Here is a 12,939-nt window from a genome sequence, read left to right on the forward strand (position 1 = left end):
ACAAGGGCCCACCACTGTTTATTACCATAACTATTATACCACTTATAGTACTTATACGTCAATCGTATTACAGTGGTCAGCGCTCGTATAGACGCAAGGTCATGTCAACCGTTTCCGGCTCACAGCCGTCTTTGCAGTTGAAGAGAACATAATCTTCATTCGGAAAAGCCAGATTCTTCACAGCTACCCTGGGATGAACATAGAGTCCGGTCATCTTGTCGATATAGATACCGGTTCGCTCCTGCGCCTTCAAGGCATGGTAGTAGATAGCCGCCTCGTCTGGATCCTCCACAAAGAGAACCTGCGACTGTAAGTGAGCAGCCTGCTTGGCGGTAGCCAGGTAGCTGTAGATGTAGCTAAGATGATTGAGTTCGCTTAGGGGCAGCGTGTCGTCTTCGCCGATCAGATCGTACCAGAGGCCATTGTACTCTCTAGCTCGGATACAGAGACGTCGTGCCAGTTCCTCGGGCTTTGGGCCAAAGACGTCGAACGTATCGAGCCAGTTGAGCGGAGACTTGGCTACAATCCGGACGTTTTTCCGACTCATCTTACCAGTGATGAGAGCTTCCACCAGTCTGCCGCGTTGTCGAACGGCCTCCCTATACTGTTCGAAAATCTCCCGGGTCATTTTGCCAGCGCAGTAGAGACTGAGACCGTAGATTTCATACTCTGGTACGGGGACATGGACGTGGACAGTTATCTCGGCTTTTTCAAGTTGGCTCGCTAAATCTTCAACAAACATACTCAGGCGAGCAACGGCTTCTGCCTCGTAGACGTGCTGACGTGTGTCAACTGAGATGGTCTCGATAGGCTCCTTAAGATTACGTATAGCGTGGGGATCTGTTAGCGAGTAAGTCCGGCTTTCGGCATGGCCGACGATCGCTTCCGACCCGAACAGACAGCTCCCTGTGATGATGTCCGTTTGGCGACCCGGCTGCAGAGTAGTTCCTTTTGTCTCACCACAACCGACCAGATACACAGTCCGATCGATAATAAGCTCGTTAAAGACAAGGCCGCTCTGAGAGTGAACGATAGCCTTCTCGCCTAGACGACAGCGTGGTAACTTTTCGAAGATGGTCGTGAGTTTGTGTCTCAATCTGACCACATCGGGGTCTGTGGCTGGCGCTTCTTTGATAGTCCCACCAGCAAACATTGCCGAACCTTCTCTCAGCGCCTCATCAAGTGATACGATAGGCACTTCCCTCACCCGATTGTCTGTCATGGACTCTAGTATACCTTTCTCTAGGTCCTGAAGACGATGTCAGCCAAGTCACCACGAAACTGGTTGATCGGGCCCCTGTCGTAGAGACCCCGGCGCTTGGGGTAGAGGTAGCTGGCCATGACAACGATAGCCTGCTTCTTCTCGGGATCCATAACCACGCTACAGCCAGTAAAGCCGCCCTTGCCGAAGAGCCGATCACGGAATCTACCCATATACGGCCTGCCAATCTCCCAACCGAGACCAGTTGATTCGCCAAGTTCAGCAACCTGATTGGTGCGTAGCTGGCCGATAATATCTGGGCTGAGATATCTGTGACCCTCATATTCACCGCCGTTAACCATCATTTGAGCAAAAGTCAGTAAGTCGCCAGCCGTAGAGAAAAGACCGGCCACGCCAGTTGGCTGTCCGTTTTCTAGAAAGACACGGGCGGCCTCGTCGGTAGATTTTCCTTGCACAAAGCCGTCTTCATCCATCTCGCTCGGGACAATCTCACTTAGCTTGAACTGCTCGGGAGTGAAGGTTGTTCGTGTCATGCCAAGTGGGCCGAAGAACAGTTCCTCGGCAATTTCGTTCAGACGTTTCTGAAATATCTTTTCTGCCACCATCCCTAGCAAGATGGCGGGTGCATTGGTGTACCAGTACTCACCTCCAGGACGGGACTTCAAGCCACTATGCAGTAGCGCGCGCCGAAGCTCCTTTATGCCTCTCTCGGCGTAGGTGCTCAGACCCGCCTCTTTTAAGTCGAGAATGGCCGTATAGGTCAATAAATGGTAGATCGTTACTTCGTCACTATACTGGCCGTCGAAATCCGGTAAAAATTCTCTCACTCTGTCGTTGAAACCAAGGCGTTTCTGGTCGATAAGCCAGAGGATTATCGAGCTTGTTGGGATCGATTTGGTGATGGAGGCAACGTCATAGAGCAAATCGGCACGGACTTCGGGCGAGCCCACTTCGTAGGTATTCCTTCCAAAAGCCATGACGTGTTGCTGTCCGTCAGGTAGGGCGTAACCAATAACCGCATTCGGAGTCACGCGCTCGTGGATAGCCTTCTTAACACGCTCTTCTATCTCATGATCCATGAGGTAATTGTAGCAGAGAGATCATCGCCCCTAACACTGTCCCTCCAGACACCCGATGGCTCTTCTTTCACGCTTATGCTATAACAGTAGGTATTAAATGTGGGAATAAAAATGCAAAAACAAAATAAAGATACCGAAGCCGGCAATCATCTGGAGATACTCCTGGTAGTCATAGCTTTCTTGGCTATCTTTGGTTTTGCAGGTTGGCGGGTTTACACGGCTCGACATAAAAACACACCGAGTGCTTCTTCGTCATCGTCTGTGGCCACCAAAACGGCAACTTCGACCAACCCTAACGCTGCGCCCCTTTCGAGCGGTAACAGCTACTCCGACCTCCAAGGTGATATGTCGAACATATCAAACAGCCTCAACCAGGACAGTACTAACATCAACAACAGTACCGGGGCGGTCAATGATCATCAACTAAATGTCAGCGACTAGGGGTTGGCTATGAGATATATGCTTCACGGACTCAAGGAACTCGCCATCGCTGCCGTCGTAGCCTCCAGTCTCTTGGCGATAGGACTCTACGTCGGTAGACCAATACACGTCGCTCTCGCCGCCGATACGACCAACTCGTCCTCCCACACGGGCAGGACGAATAGTGGAAGCTCAGGTGCCGCTACTACGTCCGAGAATATCCCGCCGACCAACAGCCAATCAGTCAACGCCGCAAGCGCTAAGGCGACTGCCGAAGCGGCAGCTCAGGCCGCTCAGCAAGCCAAACAGGCTGAACAACAGGCGGCCCTACAGGCTAAGCAGGCCGCTCAGACTGCCAAAGAGCAGCAACAACTGACGACTCTTCAATCGAAGGCGAACGATGAGATACAGAGACGGCTCGGTAACCTCAACACCCTCTATAATGTCATCTCCCTGGACGTTAAGATGACTAGCTCCGATAAGTCCAGCTTGAATAGTGAGGTCAACGGCACTATCAGCGGGCTGAAGAGCCTACAGACCACTATCGACCAGGCGACCACCCTTCAAGCAGCCTTAACGGCCGCCCAAGGAATTACCACTGAATATCGGGTCTATCTTCTGGTCACACCTCAGATATATATCATCCGGGCGGCAGACGACCAGCAGGTAATAGAAAGTAAGCTGACGACTATCGCCCAGAAGATCCAATCGCATATTAGCGGACTGAGTAACGCCGCCAGTTTCGCATCAACCCTCAGTAATATGAATAGCGAGATAAGCGCTGCACAGTCAATCTCAGTAGCGGTAGATAACGCCGTTATCCCGCTGAACGCTCAGAGCTACGATGCCAACAACTCCGTTCTCGGCGGCTACGTCGGGCAACTTGAGACGGCCCGGGCCGATCTGCTGAAAGCACAGTCTGATGCTCTTTCGATTATCAACCAGCTTAAACCATCTGGATCCGGCTCAGGCACAAGTCCGTCCCCTACCCCATCAACCCCCACGAATTCCTCTTCGTAAGCTAGTAACCGAGAGCCCTGCCGACCTTAACGCCGACCCAAATGCCGGCGATTGTACCGATTGAACCCCAGACTAGCGAAGCCATCCCGAAAGCGCTAGCGTGAAAGAACAGAACCGGAATGTAACCAGCTAGTAAACCTACGACGGTCGCCGTGATATAGATTGACCATTTCACGATCAGCTGCCACCAACGGTGTTACATGAGGGCGCAGTCGAGACGGTGCCATTATCGATCCCGTTCATCCAGCTAATACTGTTGGTAAAGCTGGAATGCATGATGGTGTAGTGGTTGTTTTGAGGGTAGAGAGTGAGAGTGACCGGGCCCTTGCTGGCGGCACAGATGCCTGGCAGGGCGTCTTTCGCCTGAGATGCTAAGACGACGTTGTCCGTCTCTCCTTGCTCGATAAGTTTCGGTGTTGCCGTTGGTTCATCGCCGGTGACGTTCTGGGCCATATCGTCTTGGAGTGAACCGTAGCGACTGCTGGGCAAGGTGCCGCTTCGTAGATCGCTTATGAATTGCGGCGTATAGACTGCCGCGGGGTTAGTCCCCCAGAATGAGATGGCCGTTCCAACGCAATTGCCAAGAACGTTGGCGTCTAAGTTCGACGACCACTTTGGCAACAGGATATTGCTGATGTTGTAGTTGGTATGGTAGTAGTCGCTGTAGCTGACGAGAACGTAGGGTCCGAACCAGTCGAGGGTCGAACCACTCAAGATCCCTTGCAGGGTTTGCTCCACATTAAGAACAGGCGCCCAGACAACAAGCCCAGATATCTTGATGCTCGGCGCGTAACTCGCAGCCAGCGTGTCGGCCCAGAAAGCCGAGTGTCCACCTTGTGAGTAGCCAGCCAGAAAGACCTGACTTGTGTTGAGATGGCCTACTGCCTGTGGCAGTTTCTCAAAGGCTTTGATGCTGTCAAGAACAGCACGTCCTTCAAGCACGCCGACCATATAGTGATGGATGCGAGACGGATCGCGCATGCCCTCATAGTCAGTGATGACCCCGGCAAAACCCTGTGAGGCATAGGCCATCATGACTGATTCATAGTTCCCCCAGTTGCTGATAGCGACATTTTCCAGACTGGCGGCACATTCGTCGCCGATACCTGTCGTGCCCGGTGCCATTCCGAGTATCGGGGCGGCTGTTGAGGTCTGGGGTATATAGGCCCTGGCGTAGACTACGATCGGCTTGTTCTGAGTATCCTGGCTGTAGTAGGTAAAGAGGACCTGGGTGACATTATGCGTACTAGCCGGAACGGTTTTACCGTAATCTTGAGAAGCAAGCGTCGTGACTGTTGAGGCCGGGTATGTCTGGGTGGAGATGATCTGATCGATAGTACCCGGCGTTGGCGGGATGATAGGTTTATTTGTCGTTGGAGACGTCGTCTTGCGTTTCGTCTGAACCGCTACCGTTTTCGCTGCTTTGGATTCGTGACTGATGTGGTAAATGATGATCCCTGCAGCAAAGATCAGCGCCACAAAACCAGCGAGAAAGGCAAAGCGGACCCGCTTCTTATGAAGCTCTTTTTTGGCGTGCGCCCTTTCTTTTGCCGTCTTTCGGCCTCGAGGCGTCGCTGGTTTTTTGCTCTGGGGCATGATCATGATAATTATATGTCATTTCATGTAATGTCACACCATGTATCTCCTGTGTGCCACTGTACTCAAAGCCTAGTTTTTTATAGTACTTATCGAAGTTGTAGGTCACTAAGTCAATCTCCGTCGCGCCCAGCTTACGGAGCGTTTCTTTGGCCTGCTCAACCAATTTCACGCCGATCTTGTCGCCGCGAGCCGTCGGGTCGACGTAGAGCCAATAGATGTAGCCACGCCCGTCAGGCAGCATACCGGCAATTACATAGCCGACCAGTTGCTGTGACTGCTTGGCCAGATAGATAACCCGCTCTTTGCGCAGATAGGCTGTCAGTAAGTGCCGGTGCCGATTCTGTCTGGCTATCAGGTGGCGGTACTCATACGGAAAGTAATGAAAGTCTGTCTCTAGAGCATGCAGGAAGAGACGCCTCAACGAAGCAACCTCACTCGGCCGTAACGGCGTAATGACGACATTAAGAGCTTTTTTGCGACGAGAGCGGAACACGTTCACGATGAATACTATAATGCCTGCTTGGCAATATCACGTCAAAACTAAATGACGTACTGATGCATCAGTAGTAGCAGGTGATGGTAGTGGCTGACGCAGTACCAACCGTCGAGCAGGAGCAGGGCTGGAAAGATGATGAATAGTTCGACGAAGTGCCCAGTTGTGATACGAAGGGCTTTTTCTGGGGGAAGACCGAACTTAGTTGTTATCGGTAGTAACCACGGTACTCCTTCTTTAGTAAAGGAGTCCATGATAAGATGCGACACCATGCCGATCATGAATGCCCACCAGACAATCATGGTGTCGACGCTGTGCATGATAGGGCTTAAGAATTTGAGTAGCGTGAAGGCCAGAAATCCGAACAGAGCCAAGCCAAGAATCGAGTGGGTTAGAAACCGGTGACCGCCCATCAGTGCGTCAGTAAACTTCCCGAGTGGGTGCCCAATAGGCAGGTTCTTCCAAAGAGGTGCTGTCGGCTGATCAATATCAGGCGTTATCCCGCCAATCTGATTCGCAAAGACAGCCACTAGAACAGTCGAGAGAGTGATCGTATGCGGATGCAGGGCAAAGGCGACTGCACCGAGAGCAGTAATCGCTGCCAGATCATGCGTCCGACCCGTCATTACTGGGTGCCAGGGTGCTGAGCCTGGTAGGTGTCGATAGCTTGGACAACCTTACCAGTGCTCTTGAGGTTCTCCCAGAACAGGACTTGGTCGCGAGCGATGTACATGGCGTCTTCAGGTGCGTGAAGTTCGTTACCTAGCTTGGTAAGTGAGATCTTAGAATTGCTGCTGGTACCACCCTGCGGCTGGACGCTCTGCTGGACCTGTAGATAGTAGATGTCGGTCATCTTGACGTAGGTGTTATTAGTGTCAGTCAGCTTGCCAAAGTAAACCTGACCGTTCGTCAAGAAGATGGCTTGAAACTCTCCAGTGTTGATACCGGATGCCGGGTTAGCATTCTTCCACCACATAAAACCTGCGACCAGGACGACAACCACGATAACAACAGCAACGACGAGCTGAGTAGTATTCTTTTTAGCAGACGCTCTCTCCATATACCCCGTACCTCTCTGTGAGACTTAACTTACCAATAAAGTGTAGTAGAAGTGGGTCGATAGCACAAGCACGCAGACTGTGCGGATTGCCACATTTTAACAGTTATAACTACGTTATAATCATAGACATTATAAACGGTGGGCCACGAGTAGAGGGATGACGCTGGTATCAGTTAGAGTTCGGCTAAGGACCTGGTGCGCACTGGTCCCTGTTTCTGCGTACCTGCTTATGGTTGCCCTTGCTCCGGCCTGCGAGGCGATAGTGTATGCCCAAAATGCCGCTATTTCCCAAGGCTACCAAACTAGTGATACGAATGTAGTTCCCGATGCACTTGTCAGCCTGACCAGCCAGGATACAGTTGGTCTGACAACCATCAACAACGTCGAAGAGATGGTCGGGGTGGTTGGCAATAAACCATTAGTAGAGCTCTCTAACTCGACTTCCTCGTCTCAGGTCCAGGTAGTCACCGACGGAACTGCTCCGACCCTTGTCAGCGATATCAATGGGCCAATCAAGACAGGTGATAAGATTACCGCCTCACCCATAGACGGCGTAGGTATGAGGGCTTCGACAGACGGGCAGATCGTCGGTACTGCCCAGGCCAACCTAATGAGTGCCTCTCTCCACAGCGAAACGGTCAAGGACACTGCCGGTCGTGCTGAGACCGTCCATGTGGGAGTCATACCGGTCCAGATTGCCGTCGCCTACTTCACCGTGCCACAACCACTCAAAAAGGCCATTCTACCCATAGAGCTCCAGAACCTGGCAGATGGTCTTGTCGGTAAGAGCGTGTCAGCCACCAGAGCCCTACTTGCATTCATCGTTCTCGGCCTCGGGTTCATCAGCGTCGGCTTGCTGATCTACGCCTCGATACGCTCAAGTATCATTTCGATCGGCCGTAATCCGCTTTCGCATGGTGCTATTAATCACAGCCTCGTTGAGATTGGTAGCATCGCGCTCGGTATTTTACTAGTTATGGTTATTACGATATATTTAATCCTGACAACCTAGGTGGGCAGCGTGGACACAACACAAATCATACTTATCGCAGGAATTCTGGTCATGGCTGGCACCAATACCGTCAGTCTTATCTGGGGTTTCTACGCCAATGAGAAGGCGCACGGTAAGCCGACACCGAAGGTATATAACGTTAACGTCGACGGCGCCAAGGTCTTTCCCGAACTGGACATGGCTAAGGTTGAAGAGGCGGCCCGTCAACAGCTGCTGCAGGTCATCGGCGAATCTTCGTCTTCCCTGCAAAGCTCAGTCAGCAAAACGGTAACCAACCTAAGCAGCCGGATTAACGAAGTTGCCGAAAAGTCACTCGAAGAAGAGACTCAGAAATATCAAGTCAGCCTTCAAGGGCTGCGTGAGTCAAGCATCGCAGAGTTTAATAAACTACAGGCGGAGATCAACGCCCAGAGAAGCAAGCTGCTAGAGGAGCTGACTCGCGAAGTCAGTGAAGCCCAAAAGAAGCAGTCGGAGGCCTTCGCCAAAGAACTCGATGCCCGGCTCAACGACGTGGTATCCAGTTACCTGACTGAGACGCTCGGCAACAACGTCGACCTTGGCGCTCAGACTACGTATATCTTCGACGCTCTCGAAGCTCACAAGGACCAGATCAAACAGGACCTTCAGTTGTGAACGTCAGGCTGCCAGTCGAACTCTACTCTCCCGATCAACTCGGGATTATTATGCTTGAGCTGAGAACGACGATCGACACCCAGCGTGATGCGGCCGTTAAAGCAAAGGTGACCAATCAGGCAGCGACTGGACCGAAGCCGCACCTTTCAGGATTGCTAACCAATACTCTCATCGAGAGCAAGATAGAAACCACAGACATGGCCTCTTTAGAAGAGATGGCCACACAGCTCCGTACCATTAGGGATAAGGCGCCCGTTGCCCATATCATCCTGACTGCCAGCCCGACACCCGCTCTTAAAGCACAGCTCGTCAGATGGTTTAGGACCCAAATAAACCCGTATACCCTTCTGAGTTTTGCGACTCGAGAAGACATCGGTGGTGGTCTAATTCTACGAGCCGGCTCACATATCTACGATCTCTCATTTCGCACACAGTTAAAGACAAATAAGACCAGAATCGCTGAGATATATCACGGTGTACAACGATAACCTGTTCCAGCAACTAGTCACAGCCAACTACCCCACGGGCGAGGTCATCGGGAGTGACCGCTTCCTCGTAACCGTCAAAGGACTCGATGGTGTCGGTGTCGGGGCGCTCGTCGTCTTCGAATCCGGCCAACGGGGCATGGTTAGAGAGCTTACAGATGAGACCGTTCTTATCCTGAACCTGCAGGGCGAGGAGACCAAGCTTGGTAGCTTAGTGGTTCTCCAGGACCACAGCATGAAGGCCGATGTTGGGGAAGCACTCATCGGCCGGATCGTTACTCCACTTGGCGAACCTCTCGACGGCAAGGGGCCGATTCGGTACGAAGCTCAGTGGCCAGTCTATAACGAAGCACCCGGGCTGATAGAGCGGGAGCTACTCAAAGATCAACTCAGTAGCGGAGTGACGATCGTCGACTTTCTCTTTCCTATCGTTTTGGGGCAGCGTATCGCCATCCTCGGTGACGCTAAGTCCGGTAAGACGTCATTCCTGCTGCAGCTCGGCATGAACCAGACCGGCACCGACCGAATCGTCGTCTATGTTTTAATCGGCAAGCGGCGAGTCGAGATCGGCCAGACCATCGCCACTCTTCGAGAAACAGGGGCAATGGCCAACAGCATCTTAATCATCGCCGACATGTTTGACTCACTGGCCCAGTCGTATCTCGCCCCATACATCGGCTGTGCCATCGCCGAATACTTATGGGCCAAGAAAGGTAAGGACGTCGTCGTAATTTACGACGACCTAACTAGTCACGCTAAGGTCTACCGCGAAGTTTCACTACTAACCAACGTCAGTCCGGGCCGTGACTCATACCCCGGCGACATGTTCTACGCGCACTCATCGTTGCTCGAACGGGCAGGCAAGTTGAAGAGCAACTCGAAAACGTTGACCGCCCTGCCAGTCGTCATCACACCTGGCGATGACATCACCGCCTTTCTGCCAACCAGTATTATGTCCATGACGGATGGCCAGATCATCTTCGATCTCCAGACATTTCGTCAAAATATCAGGCCAGCCGTCAATGTTGGTCTCTCGGTCTCACGTGTTGGGGGCCGGGCCCTTAACAACCGTCAAAAACTGCTCTCGGCAACTGTCACCAAACGACTGGCTGAATATCGACAGGCTCGTGAGTTTGCTCACTTCACTACCGATATCACACCTGAGTCTAAGCACGCCCTACAGCTTGGCATGCTGATCTACGAAGTCTTCCGACAAGGCCCGCGCGAACTTCACCTACCGCTTGTGCAGGAGCTCATGCTGGAGACGGTTATCGCTAGCGGTGGAACGTCTGCCCTGAATGTCAGTGACCTTAAGAAAAAGGCCAAGGAAGTCGCGCCAAAGATTAAAAATGCTGTCGACATCGACCTGGCTGTCCAGCAGTTACTCCAGACGACCCGTATTGGAGGCACCTTATGAGGCGATCCTTGGCTGTCCAGCAGGATATGCAGCAGACCGATACTGTCGAGTCGCTAACCGAAGTCTTTGAAGGTATTGCGAGCATCCATATCTCTAAAATCCGCAACCGGGTGGTCGCCAGTAAATCGTTCTTTGCCGAACTCTGGACGACCTACCAGGGTCTTAGAGTCGATCCTCGTGATCGACTAGCACGTACTCGGGCCATCCAGAAAGATCGTGACGTCATCGTTGCCGTCACCGGTGAGGGAAGCCGTCTGAGCGGATCAACCGACGAGAAGATTCTGGAGCAAGTGTTAACAGCATACCAAGGTACCCATAAGACAGACCTCGTCACCATTGGCAGCCACGGCTTTAGTTACCTAAACCGCAGAGGGATCCGAGTAGCTCACGCCTTCTCCCTGCCAATCAGCGACTTTAACTTCAGCGTCAACGACATGATCAAGGTTCTCAACGAATATCGACGTATCACCGTCTTTTATCAAACGTACGAATCGCTCAGGTCCCAGAAGATCGCCTCCATCAGCCTAACTTCCGCCGTGCGCAGCCTCGGTGAGGATGTCACAAATGCCACCGACGTCGTCTCCAGTCACGACTACATCTTCGAGCCAAACATAACCGAGATTGCGGACTACATGGAGTCAGTCATGATGGGCGTGGCCTTAATCCAGATCATCATGGAAGCCAAATTGGCCCAGTATGCCAGTCGCTTCAACGCTATGAGCAATGCCAAGCAGCAGGCCAAGGACCTTTTTGGTGAGTACCGAAGAGAGTTTAATCACGCTAAGCGAGCCGAGAGCGACGAACGGATCAAAGAAGTTATGAAGGTAGTACACCATGGACATAGTAGGACAGATTAAGTCCATCCGCGGCCTAATATGCGAAGTCGACATCGTCGGCGATCGCCCTGCGCCTAACGATTTGGTGGCCCTTGCCGACAATCCGAAAATTGTCCTGGAGGTTACTTCATATCCAACACCGTATGTGATGTTATGCGTCAATCTAACAGGGAGTTCAGAGGTCCGGCGTGGCGCCAATATCGTAGCCACCGGTGAGCCCGTCTCCGTCCCCATCGGTCCAGAAGTAGTCGGTCGAGTCCTGAACGCTACTGGTGAGCCAATCGACGGCAAAGGTCCAGTCAAAAGCAAGTCCAGGAAACCGGTTCGGGAACAGACGTCCGTCCATAACGGCTTCGTTGGCAAACCAGAGCTGCTCGAAACCGGTATCAAGATCATCGACTTTCTGACCCCGTTCATCAAGGGACGCAAGATAGGTATTATCGGCGGCGCCGGTGTTGGCAAGACCGTCCTGACCATGGAGCTTATTCACAACATTGCCAAAGATGACTCTAAGCTGGCCATGTTTATCGGCATTGGGGAACGTATCCGTGAGGGCCACGAGCTCTATCATACCTTGACCGAACGGGGAGTCATGGACAAGACAGTCATGCTGATGGGCCAGATGAACGAGACACCCGCCATGCGTACGCTAGTTGGGCTATCCGGAGCCACGGTGGCCGAGTACTTCAGGGATACTGAGAAGCGAGACGTTCTTGTCTTCGTAGATAACATCTACCGCTTCGTCCAGGCTGGCAACGAACTGGCGACCAGTCTTGGCATGATGCCGAGCGAGGGCGGTTATCAAGCGACACTCTTCTCTGACCTGCGACGACTTGAAGACCGTCTCAGTTCCAGCCGCGATGGCTCGATTACCTCAGTCCAAGCAATCTATATTCCCGCAGACGATCTGAGTGACCCGGCGGTCCAAGAGATCTCCCAACAGCTCGACTCAACAGTCGTTCTCTCCAGGAGCGTTGCCGAGAGTGGTATTCGTCCGGCCGTTGACATCACGCGAACCACCTCATCGCTACTTTCACCCGAGATCGTCGGAGACCGTCATTACCTCTTAGCAACCCAGGTCCAGACCATCATGCAGAAGTATGACTCGCTTAAGAACATCATCGCCATTATCGGTCAGAGTGAACTTTCTCCCGATGAGCGTCGCGACTACGAAAAAGCCCAGAAGCTGATCAACTTCTTTTCGCAGTCGTTTTCGGTCGCCGAAGAGCTGACAGGCACTAAGGGCGAGTACTTCACCCGCGAAGAGACGCTCAAGGGAATCGAGGAGATCCTGATATGAGCAGAGTTGCCCTTAGTGGTGAACCGAAGCTGCATGTCAAGATCCTCTCCCCTACCCAGGTCTACTACAACAGCCTGGCTCTCTCCGTCTCGGCTCGGAATAAAGTTGGGCCGTTCGACATCCTTGACGGACACGCCAACTTCTTCTCTATCCTGACAAAGGGCGATGTGTCGGTTAACATCGGTATGGGCTCTAAGATACTGACCTTCCCAATCTCTGGTGGCATCATGAAAGTGACCCAGAACAAGGTGACGCTCTTCGTCGATATCGACTCGGGTTACTTAGCCGCGACTGAAGCCAAATCAGCCAAAGCCTAACACTCAGTCTTTCCACAACTTTTCCACAGTTTGACCGCCTCTGTGT

The 12,939-nt window shown here is 52.4% G+C and carries 16 protein-coding genes; 9 read left to right on the forward strand and 7 right to left on the reverse strand.

The window, feature by feature from the left end; translation table 11 throughout:
- Positions 1 to 76 precede the first annotated feature (76 nt).
- Together VGS28_04130 and VGS28_04135 are read right to left on the reverse strand one after the other, a co-directional pair.
- Complete coding sequence (locus tag VGS28_04130; protein HEV2412958.1) at positions 77 to 1,222, reverse strand: hypothetical protein; 1,146 nt, start codon at positions 1,220 to 1,222, stop codon at positions 77 to 79.
- Positions 1,223 to 1,242: 20 nt separating this feature from the next.
- The gene (locus tag VGS28_04135) at positions 1,243 to 2,301 is read right to left on the reverse strand and encodes a serine hydrolase domain-containing protein (GenBank protein HEV2412959.1); all 1,059 of its coding nucleotides are present in this window, start codon (positions 2,299 to 2,301) and stop codon (positions 1,243 to 1,245) included.
- Positions 2,302 to 2,412: 111 nt separating this feature from the next.
- Here VGS28_04135 and VGS28_04140 point away from each other — a divergent pair, with 111 nt between their 5' ends.
- Positions 2,413 to 2,742, forward strand: a complete 330-nt coding sequence (locus VGS28_04140; GenBank protein ID HEV2412960.1) for a hypothetical protein — start codon at positions 2,413 to 2,415, stop codon at positions 2,740 to 2,742.
- Positions 2,743 to 2,751: 9 nt separating this feature from the next.
- On the forward strand, positions 2,752 to 3,741 hold the full coding sequence (locus VGS28_04145; GenBank protein HEV2412961.1) for a hypothetical protein: 990 nt from the start codon (positions 2,752 to 2,754) through the stop codon (positions 3,739 to 3,741).
- A 1-nt stretch (position 3,742) separates the two neighbouring features.
- On the opposite strand, the gene VGS28_04150 is transcribed toward VGS28_04145, so the two are convergent.
- The 5 genes from VGS28_04150 to VGS28_04170 are packed head-to-tail and all read right to left on the reverse strand — an operon-like array spanning position 3,743 to position 6,893.
- A complete protein-coding gene (locus VGS28_04150) occupies positions 3,743 to 3,916 on the reverse strand; it encodes a hypothetical protein (protein HEV2412962.1) in 174 nt (57 codons plus the stop codon).
- Positions 3,917 to 3,918: 2 nt separating this feature from the next.
- Entirely contained in the window at positions 3,919 to 5,337 is a 1,419-nt protein-coding gene (locus VGS28_04155; protein ID HEV2412963.1) for a lipase family protein, read from the reverse strand.
- Entirely contained in the window at positions 5,255 to 5,839 is a 585-nt protein-coding gene (locus VGS28_04160; GenBank protein ID HEV2412964.1) for a GNAT family N-acetyltransferase, read from the reverse strand. The genes VGS28_04155 and VGS28_04160 overlap by 83 nt, the downstream gene beginning before the upstream one ends.
- A gap of 41 nt (positions 5,840 to 5,880) precedes the next feature.
- Complete coding sequence (locus tag VGS28_04165) at positions 5,881 to 6,459, reverse strand: metal-dependent hydrolase (GenBank protein HEV2412965.1); 579 nt, start codon at positions 6,457 to 6,459, stop codon at positions 5,881 to 5,883.
- Positions 6,459 to 6,893: a hypothetical protein gene (locus VGS28_04170; protein ID HEV2412966.1), complete on the reverse strand. Its 435-nt coding sequence runs from the start codon at positions 6,891 to 6,893 to the stop codon at positions 6,459 to 6,461. The genes VGS28_04165 and VGS28_04170 overlap by 1 nt, the downstream gene beginning before the upstream one ends.
- 229 nt (positions 6,894 to 7,122) lie before the next feature.
- On the opposite strand from VGS28_04170, the gene VGS28_04175 reads away from it, so the two are divergent.
- The 7 genes from VGS28_04175 to VGS28_04205 are packed head-to-tail and all read left to right on the forward strand — an operon-like array spanning position 7,123 to position 12,893.
- The gene (locus VGS28_04175; GenBank protein HEV2412967.1) at positions 7,123 to 7,905 is read left to right on the forward strand and encodes a hypothetical protein; all 783 of its coding nucleotides are present in this window, start codon (positions 7,123 to 7,125) and stop codon (positions 7,903 to 7,905) included.
- Between the two features lie 9 nt (positions 7,906 to 7,914).
- Entirely contained in the window at positions 7,915 to 8,538 is a 624-nt protein-coding gene (locus VGS28_04180; GenBank protein HEV2412968.1) for a hypothetical protein, read from the forward strand.
- The gene (locus VGS28_04185; protein HEV2412969.1) at positions 8,535 to 9,026 is read left to right on the forward strand and encodes a F0F1 ATP synthase subunit delta; all 492 of its coding nucleotides are present in this window, start codon (positions 8,535 to 8,537) and stop codon (positions 9,024 to 9,026) included. Before VGS28_04180 ends, VGS28_04185 begins: the two co-directional genes overlap by 4 nt.
- The gene (locus VGS28_04190) at positions 9,013 to 10,440 is read left to right on the forward strand and encodes a sodium-transporting two-sector ATPase (GenBank protein HEV2412970.1); all 1,428 of its coding nucleotides are present in this window, start codon (positions 9,013 to 9,015) and stop codon (positions 10,438 to 10,440) included. Before VGS28_04185 ends, VGS28_04190 begins: the two co-directional genes overlap by 14 nt.
- Complete coding sequence (locus VGS28_04195) at positions 10,437 to 11,297, forward strand: F0F1 ATP synthase subunit gamma (protein ID HEV2412971.1); 861 nt, start codon at positions 10,437 to 10,439, stop codon at positions 11,295 to 11,297. The genes VGS28_04190 and VGS28_04195 overlap by 4 nt, the downstream gene beginning before the upstream one ends.
- Positions 11,275 to 12,576 carry a F0F1 ATP synthase subunit beta gene (gene atpD / locus VGS28_04200; protein HEV2412972.1) on the forward strand — a complete coding sequence of 434 codons (1,302 nt, stop codon included), beginning with the start codon at positions 11,275 to 11,277 and terminating at the stop codon, positions 12,574 to 12,576. Before VGS28_04195 ends, atpD begins: the two co-directional genes overlap by 23 nt.
- Positions 12,573 to 12,893, forward strand: a complete 321-nt coding sequence (locus VGS28_04205; protein ID HEV2412973.1) for a hypothetical protein — start codon at positions 12,573 to 12,575, stop codon at positions 12,891 to 12,893. Before atpD ends, VGS28_04205 begins: the two co-directional genes overlap by 4 nt.
- The last annotated feature ends 46 nt before the right edge of the window (positions 12,894 to 12,939 follow it).

Source organism: Candidatus Saccharimonadales bacterium (genome assembly GCA_035945435.1).
Taxonomy (GTDB): domain Bacteria; phylum Patescibacteriota; class Saccharimonadia; order Saccharimonadales; family DASZAF01; genus DASZAF01.